This is a genomic window from Sphaerisporangium album (assembly GCF_003323745.1).
In the GTDB taxonomy this organism is placed as follows: domain Bacteria; phylum Actinomycetota; class Actinomycetes; order Streptosporangiales; family Streptosporangiaceae; genus Sphaerisporangium; species Sphaerisporangium album.
In genome coordinates this window covers 394,680-417,328 of record NZ_QOIL01000003.1, presented here as the reverse complement: position 1 = coordinate 417,328, position 22,649 = coordinate 394,680, and the positions used below count along the sequence as shown (strand labels likewise).

The 22,649-nt window shown below is 71.8% G+C and carries 15 protein-coding genes and 1 pseudogene; 9 read left to right on the top strand and 7 right to left on the bottom strand.

The genetic code is table 11. The features are described 5' to 3' along the window. Positions 1-13: 13 nt before the first annotated feature. A complete protein-coding gene (locus tag DQ384_RS07060; protein ID WP_147268678.1) occupies positions 14-793 on the bottom strand; it encodes a hypothetical protein in 780 nt (259 codons plus the stop codon). A 211-nt stretch (positions 794-1,004) separates the two neighbouring features. Here DQ384_RS07060 and DQ384_RS07055 point away from each other — a divergent pair, with 211 nt between their 5' ends. Then, the gene (locus DQ384_RS07055) at positions 1,005-2,792 is read left to right on the top strand and encodes a TauD/TfdA family dioxygenase (protein WP_181871073.1); all 1,788 of its coding nucleotides are present in this window, start codon (positions 1,005-1,007) and stop codon (positions 2,790-2,792) included. Continuing rightward, positions 2,696-3,697, top strand: a pseudogene (locus tag DQ384_RS07050) (DMT family transporter); the annotation flags it as partial. The gene DQ384_RS07055 and the pseudogene DQ384_RS07050, both read left to right, overlap by 97 nt. Positions 3,698-3,734: 37 nt before the next feature. On the opposite strand, the gene DQ384_RS42695 reads toward DQ384_RS07050, so the two are convergent. Next, positions 3,735-6,836 (bottom strand): AfsR/SARP family transcriptional regulator, encoded by a 3,102-nt coding sequence (locus DQ384_RS42695; protein WP_114027866.1) that lies wholly within the window; start codon positions 6,834-6,836, stop codon positions 3,735-3,737. Positions 6,837-7,561: 725 nt separating this feature from the next. Here DQ384_RS42695 and DQ384_RS07035 point away from each other — a divergent pair. Then, positions 7,562-8,506 (top strand): helix-turn-helix domain-containing protein, encoded by a 945-nt coding sequence (locus DQ384_RS07035; protein WP_181871071.1) that lies wholly within the window; start codon positions 7,562-7,564, stop codon positions 8,504-8,506. Positions 8,507-8,724: 218 nt separating this feature from the next. Here DQ384_RS07035 and DQ384_RS07030 read toward each other — a convergent pair whose 3' ends face one another. Beyond that, positions 8,725-9,741: a DUF695 domain-containing protein gene (locus DQ384_RS07030; RefSeq protein ID WP_114027864.1), complete on the bottom strand. Its 1,017-nt coding sequence runs from the start codon at positions 9,739-9,741 to the stop codon at positions 8,725-8,727. A gap of 136 nt (positions 9,742-9,877) precedes the next feature. Between DQ384_RS07030 and mnmA the strand changes: the two genes are divergently transcribed. Next, complete coding sequence (mnmA, locus tag DQ384_RS07025; protein ID WP_114027863.1) at positions 9,878-10,948, top strand: tRNA 2-thiouridine(34) synthase MnmA; 1,071 nt, start codon at positions 9,878-9,880, stop codon at positions 10,946-10,948. Between the two features lie 26 nt (positions 10,949-10,974). Here mnmA and DQ384_RS07020 read toward each other — a convergent pair whose 3' ends face one another. The 3 genes from DQ384_RS07020 to DQ384_RS43580 form a co-directional block, all read right to left on the bottom strand. After that, positions 10,975-11,610 carry an MBL fold metallo-hydrolase gene (locus tag DQ384_RS07020; RefSeq protein ID WP_114027862.1) on the bottom strand — a complete coding sequence of 212 codons (636 nt, stop codon included), beginning with the start codon at positions 11,608-11,610 and terminating at the stop codon, positions 10,975-10,977. After that, entirely contained in the window at positions 11,607-13,838 is a 2,232-nt protein-coding gene (locus DQ384_RS07015; RefSeq protein ID WP_245966287.1) for a peptidase domain-containing ABC transporter, read from the bottom strand. The genes DQ384_RS07020 and DQ384_RS07015 overlap by 4 nt, the downstream gene beginning before the upstream one ends. A gap of 253 nt (positions 13,839-14,091) precedes the next feature. Continuing rightward, positions 14,092-14,220, bottom strand: a complete 129-nt coding sequence (locus DQ384_RS43580; protein ID WP_281274015.1) for a hypothetical protein — start codon at positions 14,218-14,220, stop codon at positions 14,092-14,094. A gap of 167 nt (positions 14,221-14,387) precedes the next feature. On the opposite strand from DQ384_RS43580, the gene DQ384_RS07010 reads away from it, so the two are divergent. The 3 genes from DQ384_RS07010 to ligA all read left to right on the top strand — a co-directional run bounded on the left by DQ384_RS07010 (position 14,388) and on the right by ligA (position 18,597). Continuing rightward, complete coding sequence (locus DQ384_RS07010; RefSeq protein ID WP_114027860.1) at positions 14,388-15,392, top strand: methionine synthase; 1,005 nt, start codon at positions 14,388-14,390, stop codon at positions 15,390-15,392. Positions 15,393-15,534: 142 nt separating this feature from the next. Further along, positions 15,535-16,020: a hypothetical protein gene (locus tag DQ384_RS07005; protein ID WP_114027859.1), complete on the top strand. Its 486-nt coding sequence runs from the start codon at positions 15,535-15,537 to the stop codon at positions 16,018-16,020. A gap of 243 nt (positions 16,021-16,263) precedes the next feature. Further along, positions 16,264-18,597, top strand: a complete 2,334-nt coding sequence (ligA, locus tag DQ384_RS07000) for an NAD-dependent DNA ligase LigA (protein ID WP_114027858.1) — start codon at positions 16,264-16,266, stop codon at positions 18,595-18,597. A 36-nt stretch (positions 18,598-18,633) separates the two neighbouring features. Here ligA and DQ384_RS06995 read toward each other — a convergent pair whose 3' ends face one another. Continuing rightward, the gene (locus DQ384_RS06995) at positions 18,634-19,587 is read right to left on the bottom strand and encodes an SDR family NAD(P)-dependent oxidoreductase (protein ID WP_114027857.1); all 954 of its coding nucleotides are present in this window, start codon (positions 19,585-19,587) and stop codon (positions 18,634-18,636) included. Positions 19,588-19,756: 169 nt separating this feature from the next. Between DQ384_RS06995 and DQ384_RS06990 the strand changes: the two genes are divergently transcribed. Both DQ384_RS06990 and DQ384_RS06985 read left to right on the top strand, forming a co-directional pair. Continuing rightward, positions 19,757-20,341 carry a TetR/AcrR family transcriptional regulator gene (locus DQ384_RS06990; protein WP_114027856.1) on the top strand — a complete coding sequence of 195 codons (585 nt, stop codon included), beginning with the start codon at positions 19,757-19,759 and terminating at the stop codon, positions 20,339-20,341. 166 nt (positions 20,342-20,507) lie between these two features. After that, the gene (locus DQ384_RS06985; protein WP_114027855.1) at positions 20,508-22,577 is read left to right on the top strand and encodes a putative bifunctional diguanylate cyclase/phosphodiesterase; all 2,070 of its coding nucleotides are present in this window, start codon (positions 20,508-20,510) and stop codon (positions 22,575-22,577) included. Positions 22,578-22,649: the final 72 nt, after the last annotated feature.

Here is a 22,649-nt window from a genome sequence, read left to right as displayed (position 1 = left end):
GAGGCCGGAACGACTAAACCTCCACCTCCATGGAGATCCGCCGGCAAAGCGAGATCACCTCACGGACCCAGCCGGCCGGCCTGGCGGGGTCGAAAGTGCGCATGGTCTCGACCTCCCAGTACCGGTCGAACGCGAGGAGGGAGGGGCGGGCCTCTCTGAAACGCCGGGCTCGGCATTTCGGGGAATGCCCGAACTCGCCGTGCGCCGCGAGCAGCGCGTCGACCGCGTGACCGAACGCCGAACGCGCGGCGAGCACCGCACTGTCGAGGTCGCCGGCCTCACAGGCGCCGTCCGCCTCCTCGGCGAATCCGTCGGCGTGGTCGAGTGACCGCGAGACGAGAATCGCCGTGTAGGCGGATTCCCGCTGTTGCCGGCGGCGATTGTCGAGCCATTCGGGGCCGCTGACCGCGACGGCGTACGGAATTCCCTCCAGGAAGGCGAACTCTTCTTCGGTGAGCAGCTTCCAGACCGCCTGGTCGCCCATGAAGGCCTCATGGGAGAGCTTCGCCATCGCCTGCTCCACCTGCGAGTCCTGCCAGTACTCGATGTCCCAGCGCCTGCCCTCCACATGCAGCTTCTCCCCTATGACGGTGGGCGGGTCGAGCGCGACGAAGGAGCATTCCGCGCCGGGGGACGTCCAGGGCTCTCGCGTAATGATCGTTATATTGAGATCGCTGTTCGGGTTGCCCCAGCCGCGTATCAGTGTTCCGCTCAGGAACACCGATTCACAGCCATCCGGTAACAAGCCGTTCTCGCTCAGCGACTCCATGACGTAAGCGTCTTCAATGACCATCACCACCGCCTCGCCGTCGCCGCGGAACCGTCTCGTGATCGGCCCCGGTCTCACCGTGTCAGCGATCCGGAAAGTTGACAGGGCTTCGGGCGCATATCTTGGTATACGGCTCGTATACCAAGCCATACTGCGCTCGATGTTACTGTCTGGCAGCCTCGCAAAGCGGCCTGCCGACCGAGTCGCTTCGCGGAAGGTAATCCAACGTCATCTCATGAAAGGTGTCTGGAGCATGCGCGTCGGCATCGATCTGAAGCATTCGACACGGTGGGTCACCGCAGCGCGAGATAAGAATCTGGCCGACCGTCCCGAGGAATGCGCGGAATTCGGCTATCTGGGCCATCTGACCGACGTCGTCGGCGGTACCTTCGACGCGGAGGTGGCCGACCTGGAGGAGGGGTGGGGAGAGGAGTCCCTGGCCGAACTGGACCTGCTCGTCCTGCCCCACGACTCGACGAGCCGGTGGACGCGGGACGAGTCCGCCGCGGTCCTGCGGTTCCTGGAGGGCGGCGGCGCCGTCCTCCTCTTCGGGGACGGCGAGGCCGGCGCGCCCGTGAACGATGCGGACGGGTCCCCGCTGCCCTTCCCGCATCTGCGCCTGGAGCCGGCGCCGCTGGGCGTCCCCCGGCCTCGGGCGGAGTCCCACATCCTCGCCCAGGACCACGTGCTCGACGTCGAGCCGGGCCACCCCGTCGCGCGGCCGTCCATGCGGGCCTTCCTGCACCGCCCCCGTGGGATCGCCGACGACGGCGGCGCGCTCACCCCCCTCCTCCGGCTCGGCGGGGTGACGGTCGCGGGGACCGCGACGGTCGGCGAGGGCCGTCTGGCGGTGATCGGTAACGGGGAGATGGTGTGCCTGCCGTTCCTCGGCCGCGAGTCGAACGCCGAGCTTCTTCTCGGTCTCGTCGCGTGGCTGGTGAAGGCCGACGCGTCCCTCTCCGTCCGTTCGGCCGCCCGGGACATCGTCGTCAACCGCCGGTACGCGGCCTGCGGCTCAGGGCGCGAGGAGGATCTGGAGAACCTGCCGGGCCCGCACCGCATCGACACGCGTCCCTTCGCCCGGCTGCTCTCGCAGCTCGCCTTCCGCCGGCTCCCCCACCCGTATGAGGACGAACCGACCTTCCTCACCGAGGCGGAGCTCGCCTACCACGAGATCCCAAGGCCGATCCGGCAGGCCGTGACGCGGTTTCGCCTGCGCTCCAACGACTTCGGGGTGCTGCTGGTCAAGGGGATGCCCACCGACCCGTTCCTGCCGGCGACGCCGGCGAATCCGAGCACGAGGGTCGAGAAGGAGACCTGGCTCAGCGAGCTGTGGCTGGCCGCCTTCGGCGCCGCCCTCGGCTTCCCCTTCGCCTACCGGCAGGAGAAGCACGGGCAGATCTTCCAGAACGTCGCGCCCACCCCCCACAACGCCACGAAGCTGTCCTCGGAGAGCTCGTCGTCCATGCTCGACTTCCACACCGAGACCGCGTTCCACCCCCACATGCCCGACTACGTGCTCCTCTATTGCGTCCGGCCGGACCACGAGCGGGTCGCCAGGACGAGCGGCGCCGGCGTGCGCATGATCCTTCGCGAGCTGTCGCTGCGCGACCGCGGGCTCCTGTTCGAGCCCCTCTACCGCACCGGCATCGACTACTCGTTCGGTAGCGCCAATGGGCTCAAGGGCAACGGCCCGCTGCTGCCCGTCCTGTCCGGAGACCCCTACGACCCGTACCTGACATTCGACCTCGACCTGATGACCGGCCTCACGCCGGAGGCCGAGGAGGCGCTGCGCAATCTGGCCGCCGCCACGAGGAAGGTCCAGCGCTGGGTCCGGCTGGACGCGGGGGACCTGCTCATCGTGGACAACCGCAAGGCCGTGCACGCGCGGTCGGAGTTCACGGCCCGCTACGACGGCCGCGACCGATGGCTCCAGCGAATGTGCGTGCTCCGCAGCCCGATCGGCTCGGCCGCGGACCGGCGCCTCGGGGGTCGGGTCGTCGAGACACGGTTCGCCGTCTGAGCCCACCGCGATGCCCGCGGCGCGCGATGCGACCCACCGCCCGAGTGACGACCCCGGCCCCGTACGCCGCTACGCGGAGCCGGAAGACGAAGGGATCCAACCGCGTGAGCACCGTCGCCGGCCATCAGACCGAGGCGTGGAACAGACGTGCCGCCGAGCTCGGGCTCGTCGGTGTGGCCGCCTGTTTCGGCCTGACCTTCACCATGATCCAAGGCGCGATCCGCGACATCCCCCCGTGGTCGTTCATCGCGTTCCGGTTCCTGCTGGCGGCGGCCGTACTGCTGGTGCCCTACGGCCGGGCCGTGCGGCGGCTTCCCGCGGCGGGCTGGCGGGCCGGCCTGGTGCTGGGCATCCTGCTGATCGGCGGGTACGCCTTCCAGACGATCGGGCTCGCGCACACGACCGCGTCGAACTCCGGGTTCATCACCGGGCTGTACGTGGTCTTCACCCCGATCCTGGCCTGGCTTCTGCTGCGTCAGGCCATCAGCGGCCGGGTGTGGGGCTGCATCGTCCTGGCCGCGTTCGGGCTCCTGCTCTTGTCAGGGTTCGGCGGCGCGTGGCGTCCGTTCGGTGACGCGCTCACGCTGGGGTGCAGCCTGGCCTTCGCCGCGCACATCATCGTCACCGACCGGGCGATCCGCCGTTTTCCGGTGGGTCCCCTGGTCGCCGTGCAGCTCGGCGTCTGCGGAACCGCCGCGCTCGCCGTCGCCGTGGCGACCGGCGACCTGGTGGTGCCCGCGGACACCGGCACCTGGTGGGCCATCGCCTTCACCGCGGTGGTGGCCAGCGCCGTCGCCTACTTCGTCCAGTCCTACGCGCAACAGCGCACCTCGCCGGTGCGCGCGTCCCTGCTCCTCGCCACCGAACCCGCCTTCGCGGGACTGTTCGGCTTCTGGCTCGCCGACGACCGCCTGACCGCCCTAGGGTGGGCCGGCGCCGGGATCATGCTGCTGGCAGTGCTCCTGGCCGAAGCCGGGAGCACGGCGGGCCTCCTTCCCCGCGCGCTCCGTACGGGGCGGTTCGCCGCGTCGCGGCGGCGGCCTCCAGAGCCGACGCCTCAGACCAGGCGTTCCTAGCCTCCTCACCGTTGTCCTGGGCCCAGAACACGTCCCCCAGCGCGTGGAGCGCCCTGGCCCGCCACGCGGGCACGTTGATGTCGACGCAGATCATGGCCGCCTCGGCCAGCACCAGCGCCGCGGTGTCCAGGCGGCCGCACTGACTTTCCAGTTCGCCCCGGCTGATGAGCACCTGCGCCAGGAGCAGGCGGTCGTTGGTCTCCCTGGCCAGGGAGACCGCCCTGGAGAGCATCTCTTCCGCCTCGTCGCGGCGGCCCTGCAGGCGCCGCACCCGTCCGAGACCGTGCAGCACGTGAGCGGTGCCGAGAACATCGCCCAGCTCGGTGACGATGGCGAGGACCCGGTTGAACTCCCGGTCGGCGCGGCCGGTCTCTCCCCGGCTCAGGCACAGCTCGCCTATGCGGTACAACACCTGTGCGTACAGCCGGCGGGTGCCGGCCTCCTTGGCGGCGGACAGGGCCTGGTCCATGTACTCCGCGGCCTCCTCCAGGCGGCCGAGCTCCATCGCCACCTGGCCGGCGTGGCGCAGGGTGAGTGCCTTGTTCGTCCAGTCGTGGACCTCGTCCAGGATTCCGAGGGCCTCATGGGCACTGCGGAGGGCCGCGTCGTAGTCGCCCTCCAGCCGCTGGACGACCCCCATCTTCTGCACGGCCAGCGCGTACCCGTGCCGGTCCCCGGCCCGCAGGTGCCCCTGCATCGCGGCCTTCAGCAGCGTCGTGGCGTCGGCGTAATGGTTCTGCTCCAGGCGCAGTTCCCCCAGCTCGGTGAGCACCGCGGCCTCGCCGCGTACGTTCCCGGCCTTACGGGTGGCGCTGAGCGCGTACTCGTGCGTGAGCTGCCATTCGTCGTAGTGCCTGCGCACCTCGAACAGCGGCGCCGCCGTGACGGCGAGGTCCCAGGAGAACTCGTGGGCCCCCGCTTCCGCCGCCTGCCGGACGCCCGCCACGATGCTCTGCCGCTCACTCTCGCACCAGGCCAGAGGGTCGGCCACGAGCTGGTCGATCAGCGACCGGTCGAGATGCCACCGGGCCGCGTCGCTGTGGATGATCAGGTGCTCTCCCCCGGTCAGGTTGGTGTGGGCGTGCTCGCACAAAGACAGCAGGCCGCCCAGCATCCGCTCTGTCGCGGCCGTCCGCTCCGCCTCGGGGATCTCGGCCATGACGCGCTCCCGGGCGTACAGCCGCACGAGGTCGTGGAACCGGTAGCGCAGGTTTCCGGTCTCGTCGCGGCCGGTCACGTCCACGAGGCGCGCGTCTATCAGTGCCTCGAGTACGTCGCTGGCGAGGGTGACGTCCATGTCGAGCAGGGACGCGGTCACCCAGTCGGTGAAATCAGGCGCGTCGAGCAGCCCGAGCAGACGGAACAGGTAACGGGCCCGGCCGTCCAGACCGTTGTACGACAGCGCGAGGCTGGCGCGGATGTCGAGCTGGCCGTGAGCGAGTTCGTCAAGCCGGCCCTGCTCGCCGGCCAGTTTCTGGACCATCCTGGCGAGCGACCAGTGGGGACGGGCTTTCAGGCGGGCGCCGATGATGCGCAGAGCGAGCGGGAGCCCGCCGCACAGCCGCACCAGCTCGGCGGCGGCCTGTGGCTCGGCGTTCACCCGCTCGCCGCCGCACAGGCGCTCCATCAGGTGGACCGCCTGGGCGTCGGTCAGCGTGTCCAGCTCGATCAGGGACGCGCCGCCGAGCCCGGCCAGCCTGGTACGACTGGTCACCAGCACCACGCAGCTCGACGCGCCGGGCAGCAGCGGCTGTACCTGCGCCTCGTCCGCCGCGTCGTCCATGACGATGATCGCGCGGCGGCCGGCGAGCTGCGCGCGGTACATCTCGGCGCGCTCGTCCAGCCCTTCCGGGATGAGGTCTCCTGGCACGTCGAAGGCGCGCAGAAACCGTGCCAGGACCTCCTCGGGTTCGGTCGGCCGCTGCTCCGCGCCGTGGAGGTCGACGTAGAGCTGGCCGCCGGTGAAGACCTTCTGCAGGCGATGCGCCACGTGGATGGCGAGCGTGGTCTTCCCGACCCCTCCCCGTCCCTCGATCGTGAAGATGGCGCCCTTTCCCCCGTCATCGGACAAGATCGTGTCGCAAAGGTGGTCGACGTGCTCTTCGCGGCCCGTCAGATCGGGGGTGTCCCTCGGCAGCAGGCAGGGGCTGGAGGGCTGCTCGTCCTGCTCGGCGCGCCCGTCCGGCGTCCTCTGGAGGACGACCGGGTCGCCGCGCATGACCTCGCCCGGCCCGTCGTCGGAATCCAGGATCGCCTTCTCCAGCGCGCGCAGTTCCGGCCCGGGTTCGAGACCGAGCTGGGTCACCATCATCCGCCGTGTGTCCTGGTAGACGCGCAGAGCCTCGGCCTGGCGGCCGGCGCGGTACAGGGCGTGCATGAGCTGGAGCCGGAAGCGCTCGCGCAACGGGAACTCCGTCGTGAGCTGGGTCAGCTCGGGGATCAGGTCGGCGTGGCGGTTGATCCGCAGATCAGCCTCGATGCGCATCTCCAGCGCCACGTGGCGCAGCTCGTCCAGCCGCGCGGACTCGGCCCCGACGATGGCCGCGCCGCTCGTCCCGGCGAACGCCGGTCCCCGCCACAGGTCCAGCGCGTGCCGCAGGACCTCCGCCGCGCGCGTGACGTTGCCCGCGTCGAGCGCGCGGCGCCCTTCGAGGACGAGCTTCTCGAATCGCTCCGCGTCCAGCTCACCGTTCTTGACGAGCAGGTAGTAACCGAGTGGCTGGGAAAGGATGCGCTGCGGGTCTCTGAGCGCGCGGCGGATCCGGTAGATGTAGAGACGCAGGTTGTCCGCGGCCGAGATCGGCGGTTCGGCGTCCGCCCAGAGTTCGTCGATCAGCTTTTCGGTGGACACGGCGGTGTTCGGCTTGGCGAGGAGTGCCCCCAGCAACGTCCTCTGCTTCCACCCGCCGACCGGGACCGAGCGCGTACCGTCGCCGGCTTCGACCGGTCCGAGCACCTTGAACTGCAACGGTACCTCCCCCGCGAACGAGCGATCTCATCACCATTGACAATAAACAAGGGTGAGCATGGACAAACGCGATCACACAGAACCAATCTATCAATCCGACCTGGCGCGTGCGGGCACCTGCTTACAGAAACAGAGCGATATCCAGCGCTCATTTAGCGAACGCCATAAACCCCATTAACCGAGAGCCCGAAACGGCATTCATCAGGACCGAACGCCAGATGGCTCATTACGGACACGTTTAACGCACGTGTCTCGCCCGCCCGAGCGTGTGACTACCGCCTGCCGCAGGACAGCCGGCGGCTGGGCCGGCGACTTGACTCATTTGCCGGGTCACAAACGAAAGGAGTGACAGCGTTAATAGAGCCGGCGGCCGGTTTCTTCGAAGACCGGCCAGCGGGCCGGGGGGGCGGGGGCGGTTCCACCAGAGGGAGAGGGACAGGGCCGTGACGATGAGGAGGGCGCCGGCGGCGGCGAAGGCGGAGGCCGTGTCGACCCGGCGGTGGATGACCGTGAAGCTGCCAGGGAGGGCGTTGAGGGCGTTTTGGAGCCGGCCGGCGTTCTCGGCGCGGTGGTAGGAGCCGCCGGTGGTCTGGGCTATCTGTTTGAGCGCGGGCTCGTCGATGGTGCGTATGTTGCGGCCGCTGTCGAATCTGCCGCCGCCAGGTACTGCGAGACGGCGACGCGGAAGTGTCCAGTTACTGGAGGCCGGACGGGATAATCGAGGCATGCCTCGTGACACCTACACGATCGGCGAGCTGTCCAGGCTGTCCGGGCTGCCGGTCAAGACCATCCGGTTCTACTCCGACGCGGGCGTGCTGCCCGAGCGGGAGCGGACCGCCGCCGGGTACCGCCTGTACGGTGAGGCCGACGTCGCGCGGCTTGAGCTCGTCCGCACGTTGCGTGAGATCGGCGTGGGGCTCGCGACCATCAGGTCGCTCGGCGACCGTGACCTGCGGCAGGTGCTCGACCTGCACCTGCGCACGGTGGAGACGCAGCTCAGGAACCTGCAACGCACCCGGGCGGTCCTGCGGGCCACGCTGGAGCGAGGCGACCCCTCGGAGGAGGACCTGCGCAGGCTCAACACCCTCGGCCGTATCGGCGCGGCCGAGCGCGAGGCACTGCTGGACTCGTTCGTGGAGGAGGTCGGCGGCGGCAACGCGGCCCGTGAGCGGTGGCTGGAGTGCCTGCGGGACGCCATGGTCCCCGAGCTGCCCGCCGAGCCGGCGATCGAGCAGTTCGACGCCTGGCTGGAGCTGGTGGAGCTGCTTTCGGACGAGGACTACCGCGCCACCCTGCGCCGCCAGAGCGAGGAGTTCTGGGACCGGCGCGAGAAGGCGGGGGAGCTCGACACAGTGGGCTGGGAGGAGGCGAACCGGGCCGTCGCCGAGGTGGTCCAGCGGGCGATCGACGCGGGGGTGGAGCCGGGCGGCCCCGAGGCCGGTCCGGTGCTGGACCGGGTGGTGGCGCTGCTCGCGCCGGTGCACGGAGCCGAGGACGGTCCCGAGTTCCGCCGCGCGCTGGTGCGTGGGTACGAGGACCACGACCCGCGCGCCGAGCGTCACTGGGAGCTGGTGGCGACCGTCAACGGCACGCCCTGGCCCCCGCCGCAGACCCTCGTCCACCGCTGGATCGCCAGGGCCCTCGGCGCGGGCACCCGTCCCTCGACCTGAGGTCTGGTCAGGAGCGGGGCGGCTCAGGCGCGGGCGACCATTGTGGGCCGGGCCCGGTCAGGAGCGGGGCCGTCATAGGAAACGGGCATGTCGTGGGTCCGGGCGTGTCGTGGGTCCGGGCCTGTCATGGAAACCGGGCCCGTAATGGAGGCCGAGCCCGTCAGAGGGGTCCGGCGGTGAGCGCGTCCTGAGCGGGTCCGGTCTCGGCGGGGACGCCGTCAGCTCAGGAACGGGGAGATCACGAGCCAGCCCGGGTCGCTCGCCACGTCGACCCAGCCCGCGCCCTCGGTCCACTGCGCGGTGAGTTCTTCGGCCACGGCGACCGCGTCGCCGTCGGGGTCGGCGTAGACGTGCAGCACCCGGGCGCCGTCGCTGCTCATGTGGACGGCCAGCACCGCCGAGTCGCCCAGCCGCGCGACCAGACGTTCCTCGAACGCGCGCAGCGCCTCGGGGGAGCCCCCGGTCGGCAGGCCCTCCTCGTCCGCGTTCGCGTACGGCAGCGTGATGCCGACGCGCAGGTCGAACAGCGGGTGGTCCACCGGCCGCAGGGGGTGGCGGGCGGCGGCGATCAGGCGCGTCCCGTCGGCCGTCTCTCCCGTGAGCAGCACCCACTGCTCGCCGGCGTACTCGGAGGCGAGGTCGGCGACGACGGCGGGCAGGTGGACGGCGGCCACGGCGTCGATGGGCTGGAAGGCCGCGGCGGTGATGTCGCCGACCCAGCGGGCGACCTCGTCCTCGCCGATCAGCCGGTCCAGGGCGAGGAGGGCGGCGTCGGTGCGGGTCTCGTCGTCGAGGTCGGGAAAGATCGGGTGGTAGGCCGAGATGTCGATGCGCGGGGTCCCCTGCGGCACGCGCAGCCCCAGCACCAGCTTGTCCAGCCCGAACTCCCGCCCGTTCACCTTGGTCACGTGGCTCTCGGGGTCCGCGACGGCCTGCCGGGACGGGTGGAACTCCCACGTCCCGTCGGAGGGCGGCGCGGCCAGGACCCAGCGGTGGGCGAGTGGCCGCAGCTCGGGGTCGCCCGCGGAGGACACCACCAGGGACCGGCGCGCCGACCTGCCCGGCGTGACCTCCACGACCAGCTCCGGGTGCACGGCCGCGGCCGCCACGGCGACCACCTCGGCGGCCCCGTCGAGGTCTCCCGCCTCCGCGCGGGCGTCGACCTCGGGCCGGGCCCGCGCCCACCATTCCCAGAAGCCGGGGATCGCGTCCTGCGGCTCGTCCGTCTCTCGCATGGCCCTGGATCCTCGCAGGTGCCGCCGCCGAACGCCAACGCGGCCGCCGGCCCGGGGTACCAGCGGCGTGCGGTGGTCTCCTCACCCGCCCGGGATACCCGAGGGGGGTCGGCGGGAAGGTAGTCTCGGGAGTGTTATGAGTCTTCGTGTGCTTGCCGCCATGTCGGGCGGCGTCGACTCCGCGGTGGCGGCGGCCCGCATCGCCGAGGCCGGCCATGACGTCACGGGCGTGCACCTCGCGCTGTCGTCCAACCCCCAGTCCTACCGCACCGGCGCCCGGGGCTGCTGCACGCTGGAGGACTCCCGCGACGCCCGCCGCGCCGCCGACGTGATCGGCATCCCCTTCTACGTCTGGGACATGGCCGAGCGCTTCCACCGCGACGTCGTCGAGGACTTCGTCAGCGAGTACGCCGCCGGCCGCACCCCGAACCCCTGCCTGCGCTGCAACGAGAAGATCAAGTTCGAGGCCGTGCTCGACCGCGCGCTGGCCCTCGGGTTCGACGCGGTCGCCACCGGCCACCACGCCCGGCTCGAGGACGGCGTGCTGCGCAGGAGCGTCGACGCGGGCAAGGACCAGTCGTACGTCCTCGGCGTGCTCACGCGCGAGCAGCTCTCCCACGCGATCTTCCCGCTGGGCGGCTCCACCAAGGCGGAGGTCCGCGAGGAGGCCGCCGCCCGCGGTCTCGCCGTAGCCGACAAGCCCGACAGCCACGACATCTGCTTCATCGCCGACGGCGACACCCGCGGCTTCCTGGCCGAGCGGCTCGGCGCCGAGCGCGGCCCGATCGTCGACGAGTCCGGCGCCGTCCTCGGCACCCACGCCGGGGCCTACGGCTACACGGTCGGCCAGCGCAAGGGCCTGCACCTCGATCGCCCGACGTCCGACGGGCGTCCGAGGTACGTGCTGTCCATCGAGCCGGTGTCCAACACGGTCACGGTGGGCCCGCGGGAGGCGCTGGCGGTGAGCTCGATCGTCGCCGAGCGTCCGGTCTTCAACGGCCCGGTCGCCGAGCCGCACGAGCCGCTGGCCTGCCAGGTGCAGTTGCGCGCGCACGGCGAGGTGTACGGCTGCCGCGCCCAGCTCTCCGGCGGCGTGCTGCACATCGCGCTCGACACGCCCGCGACGGGCGTGGCGGCGGGCCAGGCGGCCGTCCTCTACAGCGGGGACGTCGTCCTCGGCTCCGCCACCATCACCGCGTCGTCCTGAGGTCATCCTGAGGTCCTGGCGGACGGTCAGCCCTCGATGACGTAGCTCTCACCGGGCTTGAGGCGGCGGAAGTCGCCGCCCTGCTGCTTGGCGCTGAGGTCGAGCAGCCCGTCCACCAGCCCGAGACCCACGTCGTTGTAGAGGCCGTCGTGGATCGAGAAGGCCCGCCGGGGGTTCACCGCCTTCAGGTAGTCGAGCATCTCGGCGGCCTTCATCCACGGCCCGCCCGTCGGGGTGAGCAGGGTGCCCACCGGGGCTCCGGGCACGGTGAACGAGTCGCCGGGGTGGAAGACCTCGCCGTCGATCAGGAACCCGATGTTCTGCACCGGCGGCATCTCGGGCCAGACCTTGGCGTGCTCCCGGCCCGCCACCCCGACCTCGAAGCCGGCCGCGGTGAAGGAGTCGCCCTCGCCGACGATGTTGACCTTCGCGCTCAGGCCCTCCAGCTGGGCCGCGACCGCCGCGCAGGTCCAGATCCGCACCCCGGAGGCGAGCCCGCCGAGGCGCTTGACCTCCAGGTGGTCGAAATGCTCATGTGTGATGAGGATGGCGTCGGCCCCTTCGAGGGCGGACTCCTCGGTGAGGCCGCCCGGGTCGATGACCAGGGTGGCGCCGTCCTTCTCCAGGCGCACGCACGCGTGGCCGTGTTTGGTGAGCTTCATCTCCCCATCATGGCCCCCGCGGCATTCTGCCGTCCCACGAGCGTCGCGTACTCGCCGCCGAGCGCCACGAGCCGGTCATGGTCGCCGCGCTCGGCGATCCGGCCGTCGCGCAGGACGAGGATCACGTCGGCGTCCCTGACCGTGCTCAGCCGGTGCGCGATGACGATCCGCGTCTGGAGCAGCCCCGACAGGCGGGCCTCGATCGCGGCCTCGGTGGCGGTGTCCAGGTGGCTGGTCGCCTCGTCCAGGACGAGCACGCGCGGCCCGGCCAGCAGGGCGCGGGCCAGGGCGAGCCGCTGGCGCTGGCCTCCGGACAGGCCGTGGCCCTCCGACAGTGGTGTGTAGTAGCCGAGCGGCATACGGGCGATCTCCTCGTGGACGCAGGCCAGCCGGGCGGCGGCCGTCACCCGCGCGAGCGGCGCGGCAGGGTCGCCGAGGGCGATGTTCTCCCTGATCGTGCCGGTGAACAGCGCCGGGTCCTGGGTGACGACGCCGAACCGGCGGCGCAGCGCGGGCATCCGATCGGCGGGCACGGGCGCGCCGTCGTACCGGACCTCGCCCTCCACCGGCGGGTACAGGCCGAGCAGGATGCGCGCCAGCGTGCTCTTGCCGGAGCCGGAACGCCCGACGAGCGCGATCTTCTGGCCGGGCTCGGCCGCGAAGGAGATCTCGCGCAGGGTCCAGGGGCCGCGCGGGTCGTACCGGAAGCCCACCCCGCGCAGCTCGACGGCCCCGCCCGTGCGGCTCCCGGCCGGACGTACGCGGGCCGCGGTGCTCGTGGGGCTGCCAGGTGCGGTGCTGGGGATGCTGCCGGGTTCGGGGTCGGTGTCCAGGATGTCGGCCAGCCTCCGGACGGCCGCCCCGGCCACCTGCATCCGTTGCACGGCGCTCATCAGCGAGTTCAGCGGCGTCACAGCGGCCAGCGCGACGGCGTTCAACGCGAGCAGGGTGCCCAGAGTCATCCCGTGGCCGAGCACCCGCCAGGCCCCCGCCCACAGCAGCGCCATGGGCGTCAGCACGTGGATCGCGTTCTGCACGGCGACCACCCCGCCGACGGCCCGCGTGCCCCGGACGGTCGCGTCCAGCTGGACGGCGAACAGCGCCGACCAGCGGTCCGCCACCCGTGCCTCGGCGCTCATCGCCTTCAGCGACTCGATGCCCCGGATCGCCTCGATCAGCCGCCCCTGCGCCTCCGCCTCGGCGGCGAGCCGCCGCTGTGTCAGCTCGCCCGTACGTCGGCGGGTGCCGAACAGTAACAGGGCGTGCGCGGCCACCACGGCCAGCAGGCACGTGCCCAGCACCCGGTCCCCGGCCATCACCAGGCTGATGTAGACGACGGCGAGCGGACCGTCCAGCAGCGCGGGCAGCACCTGGCCCGTCGCCAGCTCCCGGATCGCGGTGACGCCCTCGGTGCGCGCCACCAGGTCGCCGGTGCCACGCTGGGCGAAGAAGCGGTACGGCAGCGCGAGCAGGTGGCGCACCGTCTCGGTGGTGAGATCGCGGTCGGCCCGCGCCTGGAGCACCGCCAGCAGGCGCACGCGCGCGAGGCCGAGCACGAGCTGCGTGCCCACGGCCACGGCGATCCCCGCGCCCACCAGGGGCAGCAGATCCGCCGAGCCGGACGGCAGCACCTCGTCCACGATCAGCCCGGACCCGAGCGGGAGCACCAGGCCGGCCGCCTGGAGCAGCAGCGAGGCGAGGACGATCAGCGCGACCAGCCCGCGCGAGCGGCGCAGCACCTCCAGCGGCATCCGCCGCCGCCACGGGCTTACTGGGACGACGATCCGCCCGGGACGAAAGCCCGGCCCTCGGGCCGCGGTGATGGCGACGCCGGTGAAGGCCGCCGCGAACTCCGCGTGCGACAGCCGGAGACGGCCGCGCGCCGGGTCGACGACGTCCACCCCGCCTCGCCCGTGCCGCTCGACGACCACGAAATGGCCGGACTCCCAGTGGGCGATGGCGGGCAGCCCGGCCTCGCCCAGGCGGTCGGGGGTGATCCTGAGGGCGACCGGCGCCAGGCCGTACCCCCGCGCGGCGGTCACCAGGGCGCGAGCGGTCGTCCCGTCCCGGGAGACGCCGAGCCGGGCGGAGACCTCCCGGAGCGTCGTGCGCAGTCCGTGGTGCCCGAGCAGCATCGTCAGGCAGGCGGCCCCGCAGTCGGTCATCGTGTTCTGCCGGACCACGCGGAGGCGGTGCCTCCGGCGGCCGGTGGGCAGGTGGCGGGTCACGTGTCTCCTCTCGCCGCGCCGCCGAAGCCGTGGGCTCGGGGCCCGAGTCGTGCGGGTTCCGGCGGGTCGTGCGGGCCGCAGGGGGTCCGGGGCGGCGACGCCCGCCCCGGACCCTTGATCTCGCCGTGAACGGATCGGCGGCCACCGCATCAGGACCCGGTGGCCGTGTCGTGTCTGGAGGACACGCGTCTGACTCGTGCCCGAATGGACACGTGGTCGGCTCGTGCCCGGAAGGACACGCCTGCGCCTTGTGTCAGAAGCCCACGCAGATGCCGGGCGGGTCGATGTAAAGGCCGCCCTGGACCGCCACCTGGCCGCCGCTGAGCCCCTCGAGTTCCTCGTCGCCGAGCACCTGCCCGGGCGTCGTCTCCTGCTTGTCCACGATCACCCCTCCTTTCCCTTGCCATTGGTACGTGCCGAAAATTTCCGGCGACACCATGAATAGGCGGCCCATCTTGGGATCGGCTTGGAGGACGCTGCACGGGCCGTTGTCCCGCGCGCGTCGCCCGGCGCGCGGCGGGTCCGGGAAAGTCCCTAAGCTTGCGGCCTGTGAGCGAGTTTCCGTGGAGCACGGCGAGCGCGACCGGGGTGGGCTCCCACCCCGGCACCGACCATATGGAGACGCTGCGGGTGGTGTTCGGCGAGGTGCCCGCTCTGCCGTACCTGCCGGAGCTGCCCGAAAGGGGCGTCGGCGCCGACATGGTCGGGAGGACCGCGTCACTGCTCGTGGAGCTGCCGGTGGAGGTGCAGCCGTCCGGCTGGCGCTTCACCGACCGTCCGGGCCGCGACGTGCGCCGCGCCCGCGAGCACCTCGCCCGCGACCTCGACGCGCTGGAGGAGGTCGCTCAGGGGTACGAGGGGCCGCTCAAGATCCAGGTGTGCGGGCCGTGGACTCTCGCCGGCACGATCGAGCTGCGTTACGGCGACCGCACGCTCGCCGACCCGGGCGCGGTGCGCGACCTGACCGACTCGCTGGCCGAGGGCCTGGCCGTCCACGTGGCCGCCGTGCGGGCCCGCGTGCCCGGCGCCCAGGTGCTGGTGCAGCTCGACGAGCCCGGCCTGCCCGGCGTGCTCACGGGCACCGTGCCGACGGCGTCCGGCTTCGGACGGCTCGCCGCCGTCGAGGCCACGGTCTCCGCCGAACGGCTCCGGGCCGTCCAGCCGCCCGGCGTGTTCACGCTCGTGCACTGCTGCGCGCCCGGCGTGCCCTTCGGCGTGCTGCGCGAGGCCGGCGTCGGCGGCATCGCGCTGGACGCGGGCCTGTTGCGGCGCCGCGACGAGGACGCGATCGGCGAGGCGATCGAGCGGGGGACCGCGCTCTTCCTCGGTGTCGTCCCGGGCACGGACGCCCGGCTTGACGACATCGGCGTGGTCGCCAGGCCCGCCGTCGATCTGTGGAACAGGCTGAGCTTCGCGCCGTCGCGGCTGGCCGAGCAGGTGGTGCTCACGCCGTCGTGCGGGCTGGCGGGGGCTTCGCCCGCGTACGCGAGGAACGCGCTCGCCAAGTGCCGCGAGGCCGCCCGCGTGCTGCGCGAGGACCCCGGAGAGGAGTAGGTGCGGCGTTTGCGGCGTCGCTCCGCTCGGCGGGTTCGGGGCCCCCTTGCCCCGAACCGTGCAAGTAGGTGCAAAGTCGGTCGCAAGCGCTGGGGGCTATCTCTTGGTGTGTAGGACGACGCACCACATCGGGAGAGAAGTCATGCGTAGCGGTCTTCGCGTACTGCTCGGGCTCACCGCCGCCGCCACCCTCGGGCTCGCCCTGCCCGCTGCCGCCGCCTCGGCCGCGTCCACGGCGTCCACAGGGTCCACAGGGTCCTCGGGGTCCGCCGTCCCGGCCGGGACGGCGGCCGTCGAGACCTGGTCGTGGGGCCCGACCGCGTCCACTGACTTCAAGGGATGGGCGGGCGGCAAGATCCGGACGACCGGCTCGGGGCTGCGGATCACCGGCGACCTGTACGACGCGGGCGGCGCCCGCACGTGCTCCTGGCTGAAGATCAAGTGGCTGTCGGACCGGGGCAAGTGGCACACGGCCACGTTCAAGAACTGCTCGCAGTCGCGGACGCGCGCGTTCCGGGTGAACGCCGGCCACATGCTGACCTCTTCGGCCAAGGTCTGCCGGGGCACCTCCACCAGGATCGCCGGCAAGTGCTCGCAGTGGGAAGGCGTCTGGTCCCAGGGCGGCTGACCCCGAAATATAGGTAAATGTTCGATTAGTCGGGGTTTACCGGCCATGACGCTGTCGAGGCGGTCCAGGGTCCCCTGAACCCTGGATCGCCTGTTGCCGTGCCGGTCCCTTTCATGCGGAAATGTCGGTGCTGAATGGCATGGTGGGGGTAACGATTCCCCAGGTAGACCGCCGATGCGGGGGCGTGACCACGCGCCTCTGCCCGTAGCGTTCTCCTTGGGTCGATGAACGAGGGGAGACGGCATGACTGCCGAGGTGGAAGGCGTCCCGGTGGCCGCACTGGAGCGCCACGCCGAGCTGGCCGAGCTGGCCGAGGAGGCCAACTGGCGGTACTACGTGCTCGACGCGCCCACCGTGAGCGACGCGGAGTACGACACGTGGATGCGGGAGCTGCGCGCGCTGGAGGAGGCGCACCCCAGCCTCCAGACGCCCGACTCGCCGACGCAGAAGGTCGGCGCCCCCATCTCCACCGACTTCACCCCCGTCCGGCACCTCAGACGGCTGGAAAGCCTCGACAACGCGTTCAACGACGCCGATCTCGCCGCCTGGCAGGCCAGGGCCGAGCGGCTGCTCGAACGCGACCCCGCGCCCTACCTGTGCGAGCTGAAGATCGACGGCCTGGCCATCGCCCTGGTCTACGAGAAGGGCAGGCTGGTCAGGGCCGCCACGCGCGGCGACGGGCGCGTCGGCGACGACGTCACCGCCAACGTGCGCACGATCGCCAACATCCCCCACAGGCTGGAGGGCGACGACGTCCCCGACGTGCTGGAGGTGCGCGGCGAGATCTACCTGACCGTCGAGGGCTTCGTGAAGCTGAACGAGCAGCTCGTCGCGGCGGGCAAGCCGCCGTTCGCCAACCCCCGCAACTCGGCCGCCGGGTCGCTTCGCCAGAAGGACCCGCGCGTCACCGCCCAGCGCGACCTGAAGATGATCTGCCACGGGGTCGGGCCCTGGGAGGGCGGCACCCCGCCGCCCGCCACCCAGTCCGGCATCTACGAGCGGCTGCGCGCGTTCGGGCTGCCCGTCAGCGACCTGTTCCAGGTCGTCGGCAGCCTGACGGAGATCGGCGAGTTCGTCGAGAACTACCGGCAGCACCGCCACGACACCGAGTACGAGATCGACGGCGTCGTCGTCAAGCTCGACCGCATCGAGCTCCAGCGGCAGCTCGGCTCGACCTCGCGCGCCCCCCGGTGGGCCATCGCCTTCAAGTACCCGCCGGAGGAGGTCAACACCAAGCTGATCGACATCCACGTCGGCGTCGGCCGCACGGGCCGCGTGACCCCGTACGGCGTGATGAAGCCCGTCGTCGTCGCCGGGTCCACGGTCGAGCGGGCCACCCTGCACAACGCCTCGGAGGTCGCGCGCAAGGGCGTCCTGATCGGCGACACCGTGGTGCTGCGCAAGGCGGGTGACGTCATCCCCGAGATCGTCGGGCCGGTGACCGCGCTGCGCGACGGGAGCGAGCGCGAGTTCGTCATGCCCACGAAGTGCCCCGAGTGCGGCACGGAGCTGAGGCGGATGAAGGAGGCGGACGTCGACATCCGCTGCCCCAACGCCCGCTCGTGCCCCGCGCAGCTGCGCGAGCGCATCTACTTCGCGGCCGGGCGCGGGGCCTTCGACATCGAGGGCCTCGGCTACGTCGCCGCGACCGCGCTGACGGCCCCGCTGCCGCCGGAGGAGCCCCCCGTACGCACCGAGGCCGACCTGTTCGACCTGACCATCGAGCGGTTGCTGCCGATCAGGTCCGTGGTCCGCGACCCGGACACCGGCCTGCCGAAGACCGACCCGGAGACGGGCGAGCCGAAGGTCGTCTCGTTCTTCGCCAACATGAACGGCGAGCCCAGCAAGAACGCCGAGCACATGATGGCGCAGCTCGAAGAGAAGAAGTCGCAGCCGCTGTGGCGCGTGCTCGTCGCGCTGTCGATCCGCCACGTCGGCCCCACCGCGGCGCAGGCGCTGGCCACCGCGTTCCTGTCCCTCGACCGCATCTTCGGCGCCTCGGAGGAGGAACTGGCCGTCGTCGAGGGCGTCGGCCCGACGATCGCCGCGTCCATCCGCGAGTGGTACGCCGAGGACTGGCACCGCGAGATCGTCGAGCGGTGGCGCGCGGCGGGCGTCCGCATGGAGGACGAGCCCCCGACCGGGATGGGCCCCCAGGTCCTGGCGGGCCTGACCCTCGTGGTCACCGGCACCCTGGAGGGCTTCACCCGCGACGAGGCGGGGGAGGCGATCCAGGGCCGGGGCGGCAAGGTGACCGGGTCCGTCTCCAAGAAGACCGACTTCCTGGTCGCGGGGGAGAACGCGGGCTCCAAGTACGACAAGGCCCTCAAGCTCAACGTCCCGATCCTGGACGAGCAGGGCTTCCGCACCCTGCTTGACCACGGCCCCGACGCCGTGGTCCCGGTGAACGCCCCCGAACCCGAGGCCGCCGGGGACTCCGGTCAGCCGGGCGCCGAGCAGGGCTCCGCCGAGCAGGCCGCCGAGCAGGGCTCTGAGCAGGGTTCCGCCGAGCAGGCCGCCGGTGATCGGCCCGGGGACGAGCGGCCCGCCGGAACCGAGGCCCCCGCGACAGCCTGAGGTCACACCGGAGAAACCCCGGCGGCCGGGTGGCGGTCAGGCGGCGAGGGTCTCCGTCGTGACCTGCCAGAGGCGGGCCGCGGCCTCGGGGTCCAGGGCGTACGCCGCGACGCCGTGGCGGCTGAGGCCCGGCTCGCTGAGCTCGGCCTCCGTGCAGTCCTCGAAGTAACGGCCGCCGATGCCCTCCAGCAGCGGCGACGTCGCCACCAGCACGGACGTGGCGGCGCCCTGCTCGGGGGTCTTCCAGGACATCTGTTCCCCGCTCGCGGCGACGGCGGCGCGCAGGCGCTCCAGTTCCTCCTCGGAGACGTAACGCTGCAGGCGGGTGCGGATGCCGCCGGGCATCAGCGCGTTGACGGTGATGCCGTCGTCCGCCCACCGCTTGGTGCCCTCGACCGCGAACAGGACGTTCGCCGTCTTGGACTGCCCGTACGCGCTCCACGGCTCGTAGGCGCGCTCGCGGAAGTGGATGTCCTCGAAGACGACCGGCGAGCGCAGGTGCGCGCTGGAGCTGACCGAGACGACGCGGGCGCCGCCGGCCGCCGCGAGCGCCCGGTGCAGGCCGGTGGCCAGCGCGAAGTGGCCGATGTGGTTGGTGGCGAACTGCAGTTCCCAGCCCTCGGGCGTGCGGGTCTCGGGCGAGGCCATCACGCCGGCGTTGTTGACGAGGATGTGCAGCGGGCCCTCCCATCCGGACGTGAACGCCGCGACGGACGCCTGGTCGGCGAGGTCGAGGCGCGCGACGAGCACCCGCTTGTTGCCGGTGGTCGCGACGATGTCCTCGGCGGTGCGCTCGCCGGCGGCGGTGTCCCGTACGGCCAGGGTGACCTCGGCGCCCGCCCCGGCGAGCGCGCGGGCCGTCTCGACCCCGATGCCGGACGCGCCGCCGGTGACGATGACGCGGCGGCCGGTGAGGTCGATGCCCTCCACGACCTCGGCGGCGGTGGACTCGGCGTCGAACGGTGTGGTGATTCGTGCGGTCGCGGCCATGATCTGTCCCGTCTTCGCTCTCGATGAGTGCAGGAGATCCCGATACCATGTAAACGGAGGAACCTCCATTACGCCTCGACTCTAATCGGAGTGTTCTCCGCTTAGCAAGTCGCCGTGCCCGGCCGTCCGGCGTCTACGATTGCCTCACGCAAGACCCGGGAGGAACACCGTGCAGCCCACCGGCGCCCGACCCCTGCGCGCCGACGCCCGGCGCAACCGCGACCGGCTCCTGGAGGTGGCCGTGCGCGCGTTCTCGCAGGACGGGCCGGACGTGACGCTCGACGCGATCGCGAAGAAAGCGGGCGTCGGCATCGGCACGCTGTACCGCCACTTCCCGACGCGCGAGGCGCTGGTCGAGGCGGCGTACCGCAACGAGCTCGCCCGGCTCAGCGACGCCGTCCCCGGGCTGCTGGAGTCCCTGCCCCCCGACCAGGCCGCGCGCGCCTGGATGGATCACTTCTTCGACTACATGACCACCAAGCGGGGCATGGCCGAGGCGCTGCGCGCCGTGATCGCCTCCGGCGGCGACCCGTTCTCCGAGAGCCGCGTCCGCCTGGTCGCCGCGGTGACGGCGCTGCTGGAGGCGGGCGCCGCCGCGGGCACCGTACGCGCCGACGTCCTGCCCGAGGACGTGCTCGCCAGCCTGAACGGCGTCTGCCTCGCGGCCGGCGACGCCGCCCGGCGCGACCAGGCGAACCGCATGCTGGACCTCCTGATGGACGGCCTCCGCCGTAACGCCCCCCACGGCGACTGACCCGAGACCGCCCGAGCTCCCGGGAGTTTGAGCGTATTTGGGGGGTGTTGGAGGGCGGGAAAGGGGGCGGCGGAAATATCTGGTGACGGAACGTGCGCAAGCGGTTTCGCGAAGTGGCCCAGAGGCCGTACCCTCCCATAGTGACCTCTTGGGGGTTTACTTGCCTATGACGGACCCATCCGACACGCGCGACACCGCACCGCGGCCCTTCTCCCCGCTCTGGATGTACCTGGCAGGGGCCATGACCACCGGATTCGCGGCGCTGGTCGTCGCCGAAGTCCGGCTCGGCCTCGGGGAGCTGTCCGGGCTGGGGCGCACCTCGCTCTTCTGGGTGCTGGTGGTGCTGGTCGTGCTCGGAGAGCTCCGGCCGATCGTGGTCTCCACCTCGCGCCTGGTGGGCGGGACCGCCACCTCGACGCTGTTCACCTTCGCGATCCTGCTCTACTACGGGCTGTCGGTGGCCGTGCTGATCCACGGGCTGGCGCTGGTCGTCAGCGGGCTGTCCCACCGCAGGGCCTGGCACCGCGTGGCGTTCAACGTCGCGCAGGTCACGCTGGCCTCGACGGCCGCCGCGGTCGTCCTGGGCGTTTTCGGGCACCATCCGCGCCCGGCCTACCCCTGGGTGCCGGAGGGCACCGACATGACGGCCGTCGCGCTGGCGGCGCTGGCCTATTTCGTCATGCGGGGCCTGCTCGTGTGCGGGGCCGTCGCGCTGCACGAGCGCCGGTCGCTGTCGCGCGTGCTGCGGACGACGATCGGCCACCAGAGCGTCGTCTACGCCGCGCTGCTCGGCCTCGCGCCGCTGGTCGTGGTCGTGATGAGCCGCTCGCCCGCGCTGGTCCCCCTGTTCGTCGCCCCGCTTGCCACCATGTACTTCACCGCCTCCATGTCGGTGCGCCGGGACCACCAGGCCATGCACGACGGCCTGACGTCCCTTCCCAACCGCAAGCTGCTGATCCTGCGGACGGAGGAGGCGCTGTCGGAGTCCCGCGGCGACGCCCGGGTGGGCCTGCTCCTGCTGGACCTCGACCGGTTCAAGGAGGTCAACGACACGCTCGGCCACCCCGTGGGCGACCGGCTGCTGCAGATCGTCGCCCACCGCCTCACCCACAGCGTGCGGCCCGGCGACGTGGTGGCGCGGCTCGGCGGCGACGAGTTCGCCGTGCTCCTGCCGACGGTGCGCGACGCGGCCGCCGCGCGCGAGGTGGCGGCGCGGCTGCGGGCCGCCCTCACCCAGCCCGTGCGGCTGGAAGGGATGACGTTCGACATGGACGCGTCGGTCGGCATCGCGCTGTACCCCGACCACGCCCCGGACTTCGAGCTGCTCCTCCAGCGGTCGGACGTCGCGATGTACTTCGCCAAGGAGGGCCGCACCGGCGTCGAGGTGTACGTGGCCGAGCGGGACCGCAACTCGCCCGAGCGGCTGAACCTCCTCGGCGACCTGCGCCGGGCCATCGGCGGCAGCGATCTCCGGCTGCACTACCAGCCGAAGCTGAACCTTTCCTCGGGCATGGTCGAGGGGGCCGAGGCCCTGCTGCGGTGGTGGCACCCGGAGCGCGGCCCGGTCTCGCCGGCCGATTTCATCCCGCTGGCCGAGCAGTCCTACCTGATGCACCAGATCACCGCGCACGTGATCGACGCGGCGCTGGAGCAGGCGGCCGAATGGTGGCATTCCGGGCTTGAGGTGCCGATCTCGATCAACGTCTCGGCCCGCGACCTGCTCGACTCGGCGCTGCCGGACATGCTGGAGGCCGGGCTCCACCGCCTCGGGCTGCCGCCGAGGGCGATCCAACTGGAGGTCACCGAGCGCATCCTGATGACCGACCAGGCCTACACGTCCGACTCGGTGCACGCGCTGGTCCAGCTCGGGATCCCACTGTCCCTGGACGACTTCGGCACAGGCTACTCCTCGCTGGTCCGCCTTCAGCGCCTCCAGGTGTCCGAGGTGAAGATCGACGCCTCGTTCGTGCAGCAGCTCGGCAAGTCGGTGGACGACGAGCGCATCGTCCGCTCGATCGTCGACCTGGTGCGCTCGCTCGGGCTGCGGTCGGTGGCCGAGGGCGTGGAGACGGAGGAGGTGGCGCGTATCCTGCGGGACATGGGCTGCGACGCCGCCCAGGGCTGGAGGTTCGCCGAGCCGATGCCCGCCGACGACATGACCGACTGGCTGCGGGCGCGCGTGGGCGCGGCCCCGTCGTTCGACCGCTACGACCCGGCCGAGTTCACGGCCCGCTAACCTCGGGTTCTGAGGGCCGCCAACGGCCCGGGCCGGTCGCGCGTCCCTGGGGAGGGCGAACGAACCTTAATG